The organism is Raskinella chloraquaticus (SeqCode) (assembly GCF_021731865.1).
GTDB lineage: Bacteria > Pseudomonadota > Alphaproteobacteria > Rhizobiales > UBA4765 > Raskinella > Raskinella chloraquaticus.
Map to the genome: position 1 here is coordinate 1 of NZ_JAKFWN010000021.1, position 15742 is coordinate 15742.

Sequence of the window (15742 nt, forward strand, 5' to 3'; positions counted from 1 at the left end):
TCACTCAATAATGCTGGCAACGACGCCGGCGCCAACTGTCCGCCCGCCTTCGCGGATGGCGAAGCGCAGCTTCTCTTCCATGGCGATCGGCGCAATCAGCACCACTTCCATGGTGACGTTATCACCAGGCATCACCATCTCGGTGCCCTCCGGCAGCGTCACCACCCCCGTCACATCGGTCGTGCGGAAGTAGAATTGCGGCCGGTAATTGGTGAAGAACGGCGTGTGGCGACCCCCCTCATCCTTGGTCAGGATATAGGCTTCCGCCTTGAACTTGGTGTGCGGCTTCACTGAGCCCGGCTTGCACAGTACCTGACCGCGCTCCACTCCCTCGCGCTCAACCCCGCGCAGCAGCGCCCCGATATTGTCACCCGCCTGCCCCTGATCCAGAAGCTTGCGGAACATCTCGACGCCCGTCACCGTCGTCTTCGTCGTATCCTTGATGCCGACGATCTCCACTTCCTCGCCGACCTTGACGATGCCGCGCTCGACGCGACCCGTCACCACCGTGCCGCGACCCGAGATCGAGAACACATCCTCGATCGGCATCAGGAACGGCATGTCGATCGGCCGTTCCGGCTGCGGGATATACGCATCAACCGTCTTCATCAGCTCCAGAACCGCATCATGGCCGATCGCCGGCTCGCGGTTTTCAAGCGCGCACAATGCCGAACCCTTGGTGATCGGGATGTCATCGCCAGGAAAATCGTACTTCGACAACAGCTCGCGCACCTCAAGCTCGACCAGCTCCAGAAGCTCGGCGTCATCCACCATGTCCACCTTGTTCAAAAACACGACGAGGGCGGGAACACCAACTTGGCGCGCCAGAAGAATATGCTCGCGCGTCTGCGGCATCGGGCCGTCCGCCGCCGACACCACCAGGATCGCCCCATCCATCTGCGCAGCACCCGTGATCATGTTCTTCACGTAATCCGCGTGCCCAGGGCAATCCACATGCGCGTAATGACGGTTCGCCGTCTCATACTCCACATGCGCCGTCGAGATCGTGATCCCCCGCGCCTTTTCCTCAGGCGCCTTGTCGATCTGGTCATAGGCCGTGAATGTCGCCCCGCCGCTCTCCGCCAGCACCTTCGTGATCGCCGCCGTCAGCGATGTCTTCCCATGGTCAACGTGACCGATCGTCCCGATATTGCAGTGCGGCTTGTTGCGTTCAAACTTCGCCTTGCCCATGATGCATCCTTGAGGGGTGTGAGAGGAATTTCGCGCGCCCGGTTAGGCGGTTTTTTAAGCGAGCGCAAGGGCTTTGCGCAAAGCTGGATGCAATCGGCCCTTTCGCGCGGCTAGGCGCCAGCGCTTTCCTCGGCGGTAAAGCGGCGATAGCCATCACCACGCAACTTGCAGGCCGGACAGGCGCCGCAGCCATAGCCCCAATCGTGGCGCTGCTTGCGATCACCAAGATAGCAACTGTGGGTGTCCTCGATGACGAGATCGAGCAGCCCCTGCCCGCCAAGCTCACGGGCAAGGCGGAAACTTGCCGCCTTGTCGATCCACATCAAGGGCGTCTCGATGACGAAACGGCGCTCCATGCCAAGATTAAGCGCCACCTGCATCGCTTTCATCGTGTCATCGCGGCAATCGGGGTAGCCGGAGTAATCAGTCTCACACACGCCTGTCACCAGCACAGTGAGCCCGCGCCGATAGGCAAGGGCTGCAGCAAAGGTCAGAAACAGAAGGTTGCGCCCTGGCACAAAGGTGTTTGGCAGGCCACCTGCTGCCATGTCGATGGCAATGTCGCGGGTCAACGACGTTTGCGATAATTCGCCCAGCGCCGCCAGATCGAGCGTATGGTCCTCGCCCAGTCGCTCGCCCCATAGCGGATCGAGCGCGGACATCTTGTCGCGCAGGATGGCGCGGCAGGCCAGTTCGACCACATGGCGCTGGCCATAATCAAAGCCCAACGTCTCGACACGGGGATAGCGTGCCAGCGCCCAGGCGAGGCAGGTGGTGGAATCCTGGCCGCCGGAAAACAGCACCAGTGCTCCGCTTGTGGATATCATCGACAGCTCTCGCGTAAGGAATCTGTTGCCAGGAACGGGGGCCCCTCCCTGCCGCTATTTTCTGCCCAGCATCTGGTTGGGCAGCCAGCTGACGAGATCAGGCACCGCATAGACGATCGCAACCATGACAATCATGCCTATGAAGAATGGCAGCGAGGCCAGCGCCACATAGCCCATGCTTTTCTGCGCCAGACTTTGCAGGACATAAAGGTTGAAACCCACAGGCGGCGTGATCTGCGCCATCTCGACCACCAGCACGACGAAGATGCCAAACCACAGCAGATCGATGCCGGCTGCCTTGACGGCTGGCAGGATGACGGCAGTCGTCAGCACGACCATCGAGATGCCATCGATGAAGCAACCCATGATCATGAAGACGATAGTGAGCGCAGCGATGAACCCGGCCTGACCAAGATTAAGGCCAACGATCCAGTCGGCAAACAGGCGCGGCAGGCCGGTAAATCCCATCGCCGTTGACAGGAAGGCCGCGCCCGACAGGATGAGCGCGATCATGCAATTGGTGCGGGTGGCACCAAGCGCGCTTTCCTTGAAAACGGACCATGAGATGCCGCCGACAGCAGCGGTATAGACCAGCAGGCCAACGACAAAGAGCGAGCCGACCTGATCCCACTGCGCCACGCCGCTGGCGCCCAGCACCACGGCAAGCGCCAGCGCTGCTGCCAGAACCGCCATATGACGGCGCTCCATCAGCGTGTCGATGCCTGACAGAACAAGTGCGCCCACCACCCCGAGCACCGCTGATTCCGTCGGTGTCGCCAATCCTCCATAGATGGAACCCAATACCAGAAAGATAAGCAGCACGGTTGGAATCAGCCGCCGGCTTTCCCACAGCTTCTCGCTGAGGCTCATCATCGCATCGCGCGGCGGAATTTTCTGCGGATAGAGGAGAGCGTAGGCGGCAACGATCACCGAGAAGATGAGCATCAGCAAAATGCCGGGAATGACACCGGCAATGAAGAGCCGCGCAATCGACACCTCTGCCGCCACGCCATAGACGATCATGATGATCGATGGCGGAATGAGAAGGCCAAGCGTGCCGCTGCCGGCGAGCGAGCCCACCAGCATGAAATCGTCATAGCCACGTTTGCGCAGCTCCGGGATGGTCATCTTGCCGATGGTGGCTGCGGTTGCAGCTGACGAACCGGAAATCGCCGCGAAGATGCCGCAGCCAAAGACATTGGTGTGCAGCAGCCGCCCCGGCAGCCCCTGCACCCAGGGCGCGAGGCCGCGGAACATGTCCTCGGCAAGCTTGGAGCGAAAGAGGATTTCGCCCATCCAGATGAACATCGGCAGCGCCGTCAACGTCCACGAATTGTTGGAACTCCACAGCGATGACGCAAAATTAAGCCCGATGGGCCGGGTCGTCATCAACTCCATCGCGATGAAACCGACGGCGGCGAGCGAAATCCCGATCCACACGCCCATGGTGAGGCTGAAAAACATGATCCCGAGGAGGATGAGGGCGGCAATCGACGGGGTCATGGGGTCTGACTTTCAGCGTTCGAAGGTAGGGAGTTCGGTCGCTGCCGCCGCATTCGCCATGTAACTTGGTGCCCGCCCCGTCGCCAGGCGCAGCAAATCCTCGGACAGCGCGATCAGCATCACGAAAATTCCGAAAAACATGAAGAACTGCGGCATCCACAGAGGGATCGCCAGCAAACCTTGGCTGACATCATTGAAGCGCCAGGAATCGTAGACGAAACGTCCCGTCCACCAGCTGGCCCAGCCAAGCGCCAGCACGCCAAATCCGAGGCACAACCCTTCAACCAGGCGCCGCGCTTTACCCGTGAGCCGCTCGATCAGCAGCCCGACGCGGATATGCTCCCCGCGCCGGTAGGTGGGCGCAAGCCCCAGCATACATGTGGCGACAAGCGCGTAGCCGGCGAAATCATCGGATGATTTGATCTGGCCACCGAATTGCCGCAGCGTCACATCAGCCAGAATAATGACAGCAATGGAAACCAGCGCCAGCACCGCCATCAGGGCCGTGAGGCGGTAGAGGGGGTCAAAGATGGAGCGCATCGACGGTCCTGCACAGGTTGCGAAAGCACGAAAAAGCCGGAACGCACCTTGATTGCGTTCCGGCCCTTCGGCTATCTGTCAATCACGAGCCTCAAGACAGCCCTTTCAAGATGGTCTCGCCATCCGCGCCGGCGCGCTTGGTCCATTCGGCTGCCATCGTCTCGCCGACTTTCTTCACGTCGGCGATCATTGCCGGCGGTGCCGGCTGCACCTTGATGCCTTTTTCGGCCATGGTCTTCTTGTAGCCTGCATCGAGCAGGGCCGAATTCGCCCAGCCCCTCTCTTCCGCGCTGGCAGCTGCCTTGCGCAAGATCGCCTGAACGGCTGCCGGCATGGCATCGAAGCTCGCCTTGTTCACCAAAACGACGTTTTGCGGCAGGAAGGCCGACAGATCATAATAATGGGTGAGATAATCCCAGGCTTGGGAATCAACCCCGGTGGCACCTGACGTGATCATCGCATCAATCACGCCGGTGCGGAACGCCTGGGCGATTTCAGCGGCCTGGATGGTGACCGGAGACGCGCCGATGAGCTCGGCAAAGCGCGCGGTTGCCGGATTATAGGCGCGGAATTTCGTACCCTTGAGATCGGCAAGCGATGCCAGATCCTTCTTGGCGTAGATGCCTTGCGGCGGCCACGCCACCGAGAACAGCATGACCATGCCCTGCTTTTCAAACCGCTTCTCGAGAAAGGGCCGCGCGGCCGTATAAAGCTTGCGCGATTGGGCATAGGAGGTGGCAACGCCTGGAATGGAATCAAAGCCGAAAATCGCATCCTCATTGGCGAGCGTCGATACCAGCGTCTCGCCTGCCTGCACCTGGCCCGTCTGTACGCCACGCTTGATTTCCGGCAGTTTCAGCAAAGAGCCATTGGAATGCACCGTGATATCGAGCGCACCACTGGTTTCCTTGGCAATCTCGGCCACGAATTCCCTGACATTGCGGGTATGGAAATTCCCGTCGGCATAAGGCGTCGGCATATCCCATTTGGCGCTCGCGCCCTGTGCGAACGCGATTTTACCCGAAACCGTGCTGCCAAGCGCGCTCAATGCCACCAGCTGCAAAGCGCGACGACGCGTGACCTTTGTCATGTTACCTATTCCTCTCGCTGCGATCATTCGGGCGTACGCCTGCGTGCACGCTTGCGGCAAGTGTTGACCATTTTTCCGAATTTGACAATTTAGCCGCAAATTGACGCGAAGGCCGATCCGAATGCCTCGTCATTTGATGAATGCCAGCGTCAGGATCGGAAACGCGATAATCAACCCCACTCGTATGAATTCCGCCGCCAGGAACGGCAGAATGCCCCGGAATGTCTCCATCATCGGCACATCCTTGGCGATCGTACTGATGACATAGACGTTGAGGCCGACGGGCGGATGGATGAGGCCCAGTTCGACCACAATCAACGCCAGAATGCCAAACCAGATGGCGGTGTGCTCAGCGCTCATGCCGAAATCAAGCCCCATGACGACGGGAAAGAAAATCGGAATGGTCAGGAGCAGCATGCTGAGGCTGTCCATCAGGCAGCCAAGCAGAATGTAGATCGCAACGATCACCACCATGATCAGATAGGGTGAAAAGCCGAGCGCTGCCACCCATTCAGCCATGATCTGCGGCATGTTGGTGCGCGCCAGAAACGCGTTGTACATCTCTGCGCCCAGAAGGATGAGAAAGATCATGCCAGTCTGCTCGCCGGTCGAGCGCACCGAGGCAAAAATCTCGCGCAGGCGGGCTTTGCCGATGAAGATGGCGGCAAGCGTCGCACACAGGGCGCCGACCGCTGCGCCCTCGGTTGGCGTGAAGAGGCTGGAGCCGACAAAGAAGTCGCCGTTCATGCCGACAAAAACGATGAGAAAGATCGATACCACCGGCCACGTGGCGATGATGTCCTTCAGGCGTTCGCTGAAGGGGCGTCTGGGTGTCGCCGGACCTGAGCCGGGATTGGCCCAGACGAAATAACGGATGGCGCAGAAGAAGCCAAAAATGGCGAGGGCTGCCGGAATGAAGGCGGCGAGGAAAAGCTTGGCGATGTTTTGCTGCGCCAGGATGGCGTAAATGACGAGCGGCACCGATGGTGGCACGAGAATGCCAAGCGTGCCACCCGCCGCAAGGGAGGCGGTCGACAGCGCGCCCGAATAGCCGTATTTCTTCATTTCCGGCAAGGCGACCTGCCCCATGGTGGCAGCCGTCGCCAGCGATGACCCGCAAATCGTTCCAAACGCCGCGCATGCGCCAACGGACGCCATCGCCATGCCCCCGCGATGATGGCCGAGAATGGCGCTGGCACCCTTGAAGAGCCGTGCCGACAGGCCGGAACGCGAAGCGACATTGCCCATCAGCAGAAAAAGCGGAATGACTGAAAATGAATAATTCGAGAAGGTTTCAAACGGCGTTGACTTGAGGAAGGCAAGGAGCGGCGTCAGCCCCGAGACATAGATGAAGCCACCAGCGCCCACCGCGAACATCGCCACCCCGATCGGCACCCTGATCGCAAGCAGTCCGAGCATAATGCAGAAGGACAGGATCCCGATCGAAAAATTCGACATCTCTCAATGATCTCCCGACGGCGCCGGGCCGATAACATGGTCGCGGGCGATCTCCTGACACGAGCGCACACAGCTATAGGCTACGACCAGCGTCCACAGCACCGCCGCAGCAAGCGCACCGACATAGGGATAGGCTTCGGGAAGGCGCAGCACCATGGTCGTATCCCAGTAGGAAATCTTCTCCTGCGCGCCGTGGCCAAGCTGCCAGGTTATCGTTGACGCAATAAGCAGAAATAGCAGGTTGGCCGCCAGATCAAACATCGAGCGATAGCGAACCGGCAGGTGCTGGGTGAAAAACTCGACCAGGACATTGGCGCGGCGATAATGGCAGAGTGGCAGGAAGCAGAAGATGGCGATACCACAGCCGAGCTGGACGATTTCGATGTCGCCGGGAATGGCAAGACGCGGCAGTTTCAGGCCGATGAACCCCAGCAATTCAGGCAGCGAGCGCCCGATCACGGAACCGCTTTGCACCAGCATGATCGCGATCATGACAAGCCCGCCGGCAAGCGCAAACATCTCGGTCATCCATGCAATGAGCCGACCGATAAATCCCTCCTCGGACGCGGCGGGAGCGGGCGCTGTCAACATCATCATGCTCGTTTCTGGCTGGGAACCCTGGCTGACACGATCAGCAGTGCGTCAATCCGGCCCTCGATGGCCGGATGACACACGATGCTGACCATAGGATCGGCGAGCGATCAGGCTGAATATTTGGCAATCAGCTTTTGCGCCTGCGCCAGCAGGTCCGCCCCGTTGTCGCCGGCCTTGGTGCGCGTCTCCACCCAAGCCTTGACAACGGGATCGGTTGCCTTTTTCCACGCATCAAGCTCGGCACCCGAAATGTGATGCTCCGGCATTTTTGCCTTTTCCACGGCCGCCTTGCCGATCTTGTCCCATTCGTCGAAATAGCGTCCAAGCTGACGCGAGAAATCGCCACCGGAATTATCATCAATGACCTTCTTCAGATCGGCCGGCAGACTGTCGTATTTGGGCTTGTTCATGGCGAAGAGGAAGACGATCGTATAAAGCGAGCGATCACCGTCAAAGATGCTGACCCGGTTGGTCAATTCATCAAGCTTGAGCGCGGGCACGATCTCATAGGGCATGACCACGCCGTCAACCACGCCCTTGGCCAGCGCTTCCGGCACGCCTGGCGCTGGAATCCCTTGCGGGCTCGCGCCGATGAGTTGCAGGCTGTCATTGATCGGGCGCGACGGCACCCGGATCTTCACGTTCTTCAGATCATCGGGCGTCTTGATGACCTTGTCCTTGGTGTAGATATTGCCCTTGCCATGGCAGAATACCGCAAGCGGCTTGATATCCTTCAACTCATCTTTCGAATTGGCTTCATAATAATCCCACACCGCCCGGCTTGATATCTCGCCCGTGGCGCCCGACACGAACGGCAGTTCGAAGACTTCCAGACGCGGAAAGCGGCCAGGCGTATTGCCGGCAAGCGTCCATACGATATCGACAACACCATCCTTGGCCTGATCGAAGAGTTGCGGCGGACGCCCGCCAAGCTGCATGGACGGGTAGACCTCAACCTTGATGCGTCCGGCTGATTCCTTGCCGACCTTTTCAGCCCATGGCAAAAACAAGTCTCGCTGCGCGTTGGAGGCCGCCGGCAGGAAATGGTGAAGTTTGAGGGTTACCTGCGCCTGCGCCCGGGCACTTGTAACCACGTGCGGCGCTGCCAGAGCGGCGCCAGCCCCCAAAAGAATGGTTCTGCGATTGATATGCATGCGATTTCCTCCTGAATTTTTTTCGAAGCTAGTCTTTTTGTTGAAACTTGTACAATTTAACGCACAGCGCCAACCCCACCATCCAGTCCGCTGCCGCCATAGAGCCATTGCAGGCTGTCATAAAAATCACCCGCCGACATCGAGCGCATAATTGTATTACGTAACGCCGCATGTCCATCCGCCGGATGATAAATATGGTCTCCGACAAGGCGTGACTGGATCTGGATGCGGGCTGTACGGTTCACGCGCTTCATCCGGTACGCCTCGAAGGCTCGGGAAAAATCGCCCGACGCGCCCTCAACTTCATGCGCCAGGCACACCGCATCCTCCATCGCCATACAGGCGCCCTGTGCCATATATTGCAACGTCGGATGGGCGGCGTCCCCGAGCAGGACGACGTGATCTTCGGCCCATTTGAGAATGGGGTCGCGATCACAGAGCACCCACATTTTCCAGTCATGGCCGCGATCGATGATCTGGCGGGCACGCGGATGGACATGGGCAAAGCCCGACGTCACATGCTCCTTACTCACCGGCTTGCCGGCAACCGGCTCGGGGGCGTCATTATGATAGGTGACCACCAGGTTGAACGTTTTCCAACCCGACAAGGGATAGTGAACGATGTGACATTTGGGACCGGCCCACAGCGTTGCCGCATTCCAGCGCAGGTCGTCGGGCATGTCGTGCGTGGGGATGACCGAGCGATATGTCGTATGCCCTGTCACCCGCGGCGCCCCGTCGCCGACCAACTGGCGGCGGATGGCCGACCACAGCCCGTCAGCACCGATGAGTGCCGCACCGTCAACCATGCTGCTATCGGCGAGCACGGCTATGACACCGCTCTCGTCCTGCGTGAAACCGGTAACGGCTGAGGAGGTGCGCAATTCAACCAGCGGATGCGCGAGGCACGCTTTCAGAAACACGCCATGAAGCTCGCCGCGATGAACCACCGCGTAAGGATTGCCGAAACGCTGACGGAACGGCTCATCAAGCGGAATCCGGGCGATCTCGTCTGCGGAGATGGCGTCCATCAGCACGAGCGCGTCGATATAAACCGCCATCCGACGCGCCGCGTCGCCAACGCCGAGTTGATCGAAGGCATGGAAGGCATTGGGACCAAGCTGGATACCCGCCCCGATTTCGCCAAGCTGAGGGGCTTTTTCAAGCACCAGACTGCGATAGCCTTTCTGCGCCAGGCCGATGGCAGCCGCCAGACCGCCGATACCGCCACCGGCAATGAGAACCGGTTTATCGCGCGCCATGATCGGCCTCGCCCATCTGCAATCGCCTCACATGTCGGCATCAGCCTGACGCGCGGGATGCGCGTCGGCAAAGGCCGGCAACGTGCCGCAATGCGCGGCGACGCGGTTGAGCGTGGCCAGTCTGCTCGTATCAGCACCAAAGCGGACGGCTGAAAACATCTGTGGTACCAGACAGATATCCGCCAGACCCGGCTCGTCGCCATATAGGAACCTGCCTGCCGTGCCGGCGCGGTTGACCATCTCCTCGAGCGAGGCAAGACCGCTCTCGATCCAGCGCCGGCACCATTGATCAACGCCTGTCTGATCGAGGCCATAGCTGTCGCGGACATGCTTGAGAACACGCAAATTCTGCAAGGGATGGATATCGCAGGCAATCGACAGCGCCAGCGAGCGCACATAGGCGCGGGCGAACGGATCACGCGGCAGCAATGCCGGCGCGGGATGCGTCTCCTCCAGCCATTCGATGATCGCCAGTGACTGGGTCAGAAAATGCCCCTGGCTCGCGACAGCCGGAACCATGCCATGGGGATTGAGCGCAAGGAAATCAGGGGCCTTCTGGGCGCCCTCACGCAGGTTGATGAACACCGTCTGCGGCGAGAGCCCTTTCAGATTGAAGGCGATGCGGCAGCGATAGGCGGCGGATGAGCGAAAATAGCCATAAAAGATCATGTCGCGGTCCATCTCGTGCCCTCTCACGCCCTTGGCCCTGGCTTTTGCCGTCAATTACCGGTTGCGCTCTTCGTAAAAGCCGAGCTTTTCCTGCAAAGGAGCATCATGGATGCGGATGAGGAAGGCGTCGTCCCCTTCGGCAACATGGTCGATGGCGGCGAAAACCGGCGCCGAGATCACATCCTTTGCGCTCCAGTCATGGCGTTTGCCATTGATCGTCGAATGACCCTTGCCGGCAATCACATGAAAGACCGCGCTGGCGGACCGGCGCACCGGCTTCACGCTTTTGCCCTGGCGCAGCATCATGGCGGTGAAGCCAAGCGTCGGCAGGCACGAGGCGCCCGTTTCCGGGTTGATGTAATCCAGCTCGACGATCCCGTTATCGCCATGGCGGGCGTATTCGCGCAGCGCCTGTTCGGTGCGCTTCCACGGAAAACGCATCATCGGATAGGAGGGCGGAGGGGCGATGTCACGGCGCCGGGCGGGCGCCAGACCGGCGGCGCGATACTCCACTTCCGACGGATCGGGACGATTGCGCGGCGTCTGCAAGGGCGCTTCCACGGCATAGGAGGCTTCGAGATAGTAGAACAACGGCAGATCGAGCGCATCGAGCCAGATCACCGGCTTGCTGCCACAATGGCCGTGATCATGCCAGCAACCGCCGGGCGTGAGAATGAGGTCACCCGCTTCCATCAGCAGCCGGTCGCCGTCGACCACGGTGTAGCCCCCCTCGCCTTCAACGACGATACGTGCGGCACTTGGCGTATGCTTGTGGGCGGGCGCCGTTTCTCCCGGCAGCAGGAGCTGCATGCCGACATAGATGGTGGAGGTTGCCTGCATGGCGCCTGCGCCCCGCCCCGGATCAACGAGGAACAGCACCCGGCGCTCAGCCTTTTCAACCGGCGTCAATTCGCCTGCCCTGAGCAGTAAGGGTCGAATATCGCTGAATGCCCAGCAATGAGCCTGTGTCACCGGCATCGGCGCGTCATGCGGCAGAACCTTGCGCATTTGCGGCCACAGCGGCGCCACGGCGATTTGGCTCATGGCGTCGCGGTACTCCTGCGGAAGCTCTTCCAACGTTCCAAGCTGCGTCGACATTTTGCACTCTCCCCGCTTATGCCGGTCGTGACCCAAAAACTGTCGCGCCGCGTTACCGAGCCACGCTATCAAGCCGCGCAACCACGACACCCGCCGATGTCTCGATCTGGCGCCGGCGGCCAGCGCGATGGCGAAATCAGCCACATGATCATCAAGTTTCAAGACGATATTCGCGCGATGCTATCGGCACAAGGCGCAACTTACCTTTGTTCGGCGTGGCGCAACCCGTAAAATGAGGGCGGCGGGTGACCCGCACCGGCCTATAAAAAGCGTACGCCCGAAGGAATTTGGAACAGGGCGATCTGGAGCGGGTGAAGGGAATCGAACCCTCGTATTCAGCTTGGAAGGCTGCTGCTCTACCATTGAGCTACACCCGCGTGATGGCGAAGGAGGACCACAGATCGCGGCGCCTGACAAGCCCTGCTTTGCCATCAGCCATTGCCAGACGACCGCTTCGCTCCCTAAGCTCCAAAAAGCAGGACGGGAGGCAAAACTGGAGTTTGATTTCATCATCGTCGGCGGCGGGTCGGCAGGCGCTGTTCTCGCCGCCCGCTTGAGCGAGGATATGCAGACAACCGTCTGTCTGATCGAGGCTGGCGGCACTGGCGATGGCATTCTCGTGCGCGCACCCGCTGGTACGGTTCTGATGCTTCCCGGCCGCCCCAAGATCAACAACTGGGCCTTCGAGACCGAGCCGCAGCGTGAACTCAACGGCCGGCGTGGATACCAGCCGCGCGGCAAGGCGCTGGGTGGCTCGAGTGCCATCAACGCCATGCTCTATGTGCGCGGGCATCCGAAGGACTATGACGAATGGGCCGGCCTCGGCTGCACGGGCTGGTCCTATGACGAGGTTCTGCCCTATTTCCGGCGTTGCGAGGGCAATCAGCGAGGCGCCGATGCCTGGCATGGCGGCGATGGCCCGCTGCAGGTCGGCAACCAGCGCACCCCGCATGGGGCAAGCAAGGCCTTTGTCGAGGCGGCAGGCGAAATGCAGATCAGCCGCAACGATGATTTCAACGGCCCCCGACAAGATGGCGCCGGCCTTTATCAGGTGACGCAATTCCATGCCGGTCCGCAGGCCGGCGAGCGCTGTTCGGCGGCGGCAGCCTATCTCCAGCCCCAACGCCGAAAGGCCAATCTCCACATCATCACCCGTGCCCTCGTCACCCGTATCGTGATCGAGAACAAGCGCGCCATCGGCATCACTTACAGCCAGGGCGGTGTGGCGCGACAGATTCGCGCCCGCCGCGAGGTGATCTTGAGCGCGGGGAGTTTCGGCTCGCCCCAGCTCCTGATGCTGTCGGGCGTCGGTCCGGGCGCGGCGTTGCGCCGCCATGGCATTGATGTCGTGCATGATTCACAGGAAATTGGACAGAATCTGCAAGATCACATCGATTTCATCCTGTGCTACCGCTCGCCCGACAAAACGCTGCTCGGCATCGGTCTTGGCGGCGCTGTTCACATGGTAAAATCCATTCTGCGCTGGCGCCGGACAGGCGATGGCCTGGTCGCATCGCCAGGCGCCGAGGGCGGCGCCTTCCTTTATTCAAAACCGGGGCTCGACCGCCCTGATGTGCAGCTCCATTTCGTCGTCGGCATCGTCGATGATCACGCCCGCTCGCTTCATCTTGGTCATGGCTATTCCTGCCATGTGTGTGTGCTGCGCCCCCATTCACGCGGCGAGGTCAGCCTTAAAGGCGCCGATCCCCGCCTGCCGCCGCTGATCAATCCGCGTTTCCTGAGCGATGAGCGTGATCAGGCAACCTTGATGGCAGGCGCGCGCCTCACCCGCGCCATCATGGAGGCCCCGGCCCTTGCGCCCTTCCGTGGGCCCGAACTCTATCCGCCGGCCGATGACAGCGATGCCGAACTTCTCGCCCATATCCGTGCCCGGGCCGATACCGTCTACCATCCCGTTGGCACGTGCCGGATGGGAAGCGACGACATGTCCGTCGTTGACCCCGCTTTGAAGCTGCGCGGTATTGCCGGCCTGCGCGTGGTTGATGCCTCCATCATGCCCCGCCTCATCGGCGGCAACACCAATGCGCCGACCATCATGATTGCCGAAAAAGCCGCTGATATGATCAGGCGGCAATGATTCATTCCATCAACCAACAAACGTAAGAGAATGATATGATTGACACTCTCCAGGGTGCCTGCGCCTGCGGTGCCATCCGCTATCGCCTGAACGACAAGCCGATGTTCGTCCATTGCTGTCATTGCCGCGACTGCCAGCGCCTGACCGGCAGTGCCTTCGTTGTGAACGCCATCATCGAGAACGATAACATCACCCTGCTGAGCGGCGCTCCGCGCCCCACCAGCGTGCCAACGGCAAGCGGGCGCCCTCACGACATCTACCGCTGCGAGACGTGCCAGACCGCCCTTTGGAGCGACTACGGGCATCGCCCCAATTACCGCTTTGTGCGCGGCGGCACCTTTGACGATCCAACCGCCATCACCCCCGATGTCCACATCTTTGCCCGCTCGAAACTTCCCTGGGTGCGCTTGCCGGACGGCGCCCGCGCCTTCGACGTCTTCTACGATCTCGAGGAGGAATGGCCGGCTGAGAGCCTCGCACGGAGAAAGGCGGCGCTGGGTGGTTAGTTACTTGTCCAACTTTACCCGTTATGTTCATTCAATGAGCAAAGAACCTTGAAACGAATTGCTATCACACCCGCGCTACTGCGCTGGGCGCGTGAGCGCGCCGGTGTGATGGCGGCTGGCGAGCTGACGGGTCGTTTTCCAAAGCTGCCGGAGTGGGAAGCCGGTAACATAAGGCCCACGCTGAAGCAGCTGGAGGACTTCGCGCGCGCCGTGCATGTACCAATTGGGTACCTCTTCCTTCCAGCCCCACCGGACGAGCCGCTGCCGATCCCCGACTTCCGCACCCATGACGGGCGGGGCGTGCGCCGCGCCAGCCCGAACCTGATCGACATGCTCTATGCCTGTCAGGAGCGGCAAGGCTGGTATCGCGAGTTCTCCCTCGCCAGCCGCATGCCCGAGGCTGACTTCGTGGCCAGCGTCACGGTCGACCAGCGCCCCGAGGAGGTCGCGGCGGCGATGGCCCAGCGTCTGGGCTTCGATCTTGCTGCCCGTGCCGCCTGCCGGACGTGGGAGGAGGCGTTGCGCCTCTTCATCGGCCAGGCCGAGAAGCTGGGCATCCTCGTGATGGTCAGTGGCATCGTGCTGTCCAACACTCACCGCGCGCTCGACCCGCAGGAGTTTCGTGGTTTTGCATTGGCAGACCGTCGCGCACCGCTCATCTTCATCAACAGGCAGGACAGCAAGTCCGGCCAGATGTTCACGCTTGCACATGAACTGGCGCATCTGTGGCTTGGCGCATCCGCGCTCTCCGATGCGACCGCTGCAACCCTGAACGGGCATCGCCGCGAGGAGGTATGGTGTAACGCCGTCGCAGCGGAGCTGCTGGTGCCGTTGGCAGCCTTCCGCTTGGCCGTGCAGCCCGGTGAAGCCATCGACGTGGCGATGCAGCGTCTCGCGCGTCAGTTCAAGGTCAGCACGCTGGTGATCCTGCGGCGGCTTCTGGATGCAGGCGTGCTCACGCGCGACGCCTTCGGGCAGGCATGGGCCATGGAGCGTGAACGTCTCCGTGCGCTGGCAGACGCGAGGCAATCCAGTGGTGGCAACCCGTACCGCAATGTTATCGCGCGGGTCGGAAAGCGCTTCACACGTGCAATCGTCGAGAGCACGCTTGAGGGGCAGACGCTCTACCGCGATGCCTTCCGGATGCTGGGCGTGGCCAAGACCGAGACCTTCAACACCATTGGCCGTGAGGTAGGGGCGATGCTGTGATGCGCTACCTGCTCGACACGAACATCTTCATCCAAGCACGCAACCTCCACTACGGCTTCGACTTCTGCCCGGCTTTCTGGGAATGGCTCATCGCCCAGAACGCGGCGGGCGTGGTTGGCCGCATCGACAAGGTGTCCGACGAGCTGGTTGCAGGTGGTGACGATCTCGCCGACTGGGCGAAGGCGCGTGGCGATGCCTTCTTCCTGCCCCCCGACGATCCGGTCGTGCCTGCGCTGGGGCGCGTGAGTGCTTGGGCGAATGGCCAGACCTATGAACGAGCAGCCATCGCGACCTTCCTCCAAGTTGCTGACTACTGGCTGGTATCGCACGCCCTCGCGCACCGTTGCACAGTGGTCACCCATGAGGTGCCCGCAGAGACGGTTCGCAAGATCAAGATACCCAACGCCTGCATCGGGCTAACTGTGCCCTGCATAAGCCCCTACGAGATGCTCCGGCGCGAGCGCGCCCGCTTCGTGCTCGCCCAGGCAAAATCACCATAAATGGCACATTCACAAACCGCCAGTAACAGGGCGCACTATTTAC

The 15742-nt window shown here is 60.9% G+C and carries 16 protein-coding genes and 1 tRNA gene; 5 read left to right on the plus strand and 12 right to left on the minus strand.

Annotated elements, in window-relative coordinates; translation table 11 throughout:
* The 11 genes from tuf to ACINK1_RS07745 form a co-directional block, all read right to left on the minus strand.
* Positions 1 to 1191 carry an elongation factor Tu gene (tuf, locus tag ACINK1_RS07695; RefSeq protein WP_395760053.1) on the minus strand — a complete coding sequence of 397 codons (1191 nt, stop codon included), beginning with the start codon at positions 1189 to 1191 and terminating at the stop codon, positions 1 to 3.
* Between the two features lie 110 nt (positions 1192 to 1301).
* On the minus strand, positions 1302 to 2018 hold the full coding sequence (gene queC, locus ACINK1_RS07700; protein ID WP_376802662.1) for a 7-cyano-7-deazaguanine synthase QueC: 717 nt from the start codon (positions 2016 to 2018) through the stop codon (positions 1302 to 1304).
* 54 nt (positions 2019 to 2072) lie between these two features.
* Complete coding sequence (locus ACINK1_RS07705) at positions 2073 to 3521, minus strand: TRAP transporter large permease (RefSeq protein ID WP_376802661.1); 1449 nt, start codon at positions 3519 to 3521, stop codon at positions 2073 to 2075.
* A gap of 12 nt (positions 3522 to 3533) precedes the next feature.
* Positions 3534 to 4061 (minus strand): TRAP transporter small permease, encoded by a 528-nt coding sequence (locus tag ACINK1_RS07710; protein WP_376802660.1) that lies wholly within the window; start codon positions 4059 to 4061, stop codon positions 3534 to 3536.
* A gap of 91 nt (positions 4062 to 4152) precedes the next feature.
* Positions 4153 to 5151: a TRAP transporter substrate-binding protein gene (locus ACINK1_RS07715; RefSeq protein ID WP_376802659.1), complete on the minus strand. Its 999-nt coding sequence runs from the start codon at positions 5149 to 5151 to the stop codon at positions 4153 to 4155.
* 129 nt (positions 5152 to 5280) lie between these two features.
* Entirely contained in the window at positions 5281 to 6609 is a 1329-nt protein-coding gene (locus tag ACINK1_RS07720; RefSeq protein WP_376802658.1) for a TRAP transporter large permease, read from the minus strand.
* A gap of 3 nt (positions 6610 to 6612) precedes the next feature.
* Positions 6613 to 7206 carry a TRAP transporter small permease gene (locus ACINK1_RS07725; RefSeq protein ID WP_376803839.1) on the minus strand — a complete coding sequence of 198 codons (594 nt, stop codon included), beginning with the start codon at positions 7204 to 7206 and terminating at the stop codon, positions 6613 to 6615.
* A 104-nt stretch (positions 7207 to 7310) separates the two neighbouring features.
* Positions 7311 to 8357 carry a TRAP transporter substrate-binding protein gene (locus ACINK1_RS07730; RefSeq protein ID WP_395760054.1) on the minus strand — a complete coding sequence of 349 codons (1047 nt, stop codon included), beginning with the start codon at positions 8355 to 8357 and terminating at the stop codon, positions 7311 to 7313.
* 56 nt (positions 8358 to 8413) lie between these two features.
* Positions 8414 to 9619 (minus strand): 3-hydroxybenzoate 6-monooxygenase, encoded by a 1206-nt coding sequence (locus ACINK1_RS07735; protein WP_376800443.1) that lies wholly within the window; start codon positions 9617 to 9619, stop codon positions 8414 to 8416.
* A gap of 27 nt (positions 9620 to 9646) precedes the next feature.
* Positions 9647 to 10288, minus strand: coding sequence for a maleylacetoacetate isomerase (gene maiA / locus ACINK1_RS07740; RefSeq protein WP_376800446.1), 642 nt, complete (start codon positions 10286 to 10288; stop codon positions 9647 to 9649).
* 54 nt (positions 10289 to 10342) lie between these two features.
* A complete protein-coding gene (locus ACINK1_RS07745; RefSeq protein WP_395760055.1) occupies positions 10343 to 11386 on the minus strand; it encodes a cupin domain-containing protein in 1044 nt (347 codons plus the stop codon).
* Between the two features lie 27 nt (positions 11387 to 11413).
* Here ACINK1_RS07745 and ACINK1_RS07750 point away from each other — a divergent pair, with 27 nt between their 5' ends.
* Positions 11414 to 11617 carry a hypothetical protein gene (locus tag ACINK1_RS07750; RefSeq protein WP_376800445.1) on the plus strand — a complete coding sequence of 68 codons (204 nt, stop codon included), beginning with the start codon at positions 11414 to 11416 and terminating at the stop codon, positions 11615 to 11617.
* A gap of 72 nt (positions 11618 to 11689) precedes the next feature.
* Here ACINK1_RS07750 and ACINK1_RS07755 read toward each other — a convergent pair.
* Positions 11690 to 11763: transfer RNA gene (locus ACINK1_RS07755), tRNA-Gly, on the minus strand.
* Positions 11764 to 11879: 116 nt separating this feature from the next.
* Between ACINK1_RS07755 and ACINK1_RS07760 the strand changes: the two genes are divergently transcribed.
* The 4 genes from ACINK1_RS07760 to ACINK1_RS07775 are packed head-to-tail and all read left to right on the plus strand — an operon-like array spanning position 11880 to position 15699.
* Positions 11880 to 13484 carry a GMC family oxidoreductase gene (locus ACINK1_RS07760; RefSeq protein ID WP_376803846.1) on the plus strand — a complete coding sequence of 535 codons (1605 nt, stop codon included), beginning with the start codon at positions 11880 to 11882 and terminating at the stop codon, positions 13482 to 13484.
* Between the two features lie 35 nt (positions 13485 to 13519).
* Positions 13520 to 13990, plus strand: a complete 471-nt coding sequence (locus ACINK1_RS07765) for a GFA family protein (RefSeq protein WP_376802757.1) — start codon at positions 13520 to 13522, stop codon at positions 13988 to 13990.
* Between the two features lie 48 nt (positions 13991 to 14038).
* Positions 14039 to 15199, plus strand: a complete 1161-nt coding sequence (locus tag ACINK1_RS07770) for an ImmA/IrrE family metallo-endopeptidase (RefSeq protein WP_376802758.1) — start codon at positions 14039 to 14041, stop codon at positions 15197 to 15199.
* Positions 15199 to 15699 (plus strand): DUF4411 family protein, encoded by a 501-nt coding sequence (locus ACINK1_RS07775; RefSeq protein ID WP_376802759.1) that lies wholly within the window; start codon positions 15199 to 15201, stop codon positions 15697 to 15699. Before ACINK1_RS07770 ends, ACINK1_RS07775 begins: the two co-directional genes overlap by 1 nt.
* Positions 15700 to 15742: the final 43 nt, after the last annotated feature.

Coding starts and splice junctions, on each gene's coding strand:
- tuf (WP_395760053.1), bottom strand. CDS start 1,191: ATGGGCAAGGCGAAGTTTGAACGCAACAAGCCGCACTGCAATATCGGG.
- queC (WP_376802662.1), bottom strand. CDS start 2,018: ATGATATCCACAAGCGGAGCACTGGTGCTGTTTTCCGGCGGCCAGGAT.
- ACINK1_RS07705 (WP_376802661.1), bottom strand. CDS start 3,521: ATGACCCCGTCGATTGCCGCCCTCATCCTCCTCGGGATCATGTTTTTC.
- ACINK1_RS07710 (WP_376802660.1), bottom strand. CDS start 4,061: ATGCGCTCCATCTTTGACCCCCTCTACCGCCTCACGGCCCTGATGGCG.
- ACINK1_RS07715 (WP_376802659.1), bottom strand. CDS start 5,151: ATGACAAAGGTCACGCGTCGTCGCGCTTTGCAGCTGGTGGCATTGAGC.
- ACINK1_RS07720 (WP_376802658.1), bottom strand. CDS start 6,609: ATGTCGAATTTTTCGATCGGGATCCTGTCCTTCTGCATTATGCTCGGA.
- ACINK1_RS07725 (WP_376803839.1), bottom strand. CDS start 7,206: ATGATGATGTTGACAGCGCCCGCTCCCGCCGCGTCCGAGGAGGGATTT.
- ACINK1_RS07730 (WP_395760054.1), bottom strand. CDS start 8,357: ATGCATATCAATCGCAGAACCATTCTTTTGGGGGCTGGCGCCGCTCTG.
- ACINK1_RS07735 (WP_376800443.1), bottom strand. CDS start 9,619: ATGGCGCGCGATAAACCGGTTCTCATTGCCGGTGGCGGTATCGGCGGT.
- maiA (WP_376800446.1), bottom strand. CDS start 10,288: ATGATCTTTTATGGCTATTTTCGCTCATCCGCCGCCTATCGCTGCCGC.
- ACINK1_RS07745 (WP_395760055.1), bottom strand. CDS start 11,386: ATGTCGACGCAGCTTGGAACGTTGGAAGAGCTTCCGCAGGAGTACCGC.
- ACINK1_RS07765 (WP_376802757.1), top strand. CDS start 13,520: ATGATTGACACTCTCCAGGGTGCCTGCGCCTGCGGTGCCATCCGCTAT.
- ACINK1_RS07775 (WP_376802759.1), top strand. CDS start 15,199: ATGCGCTACCTGCTCGACACGAACATCTTCATCCAAGCACGCAACCTC.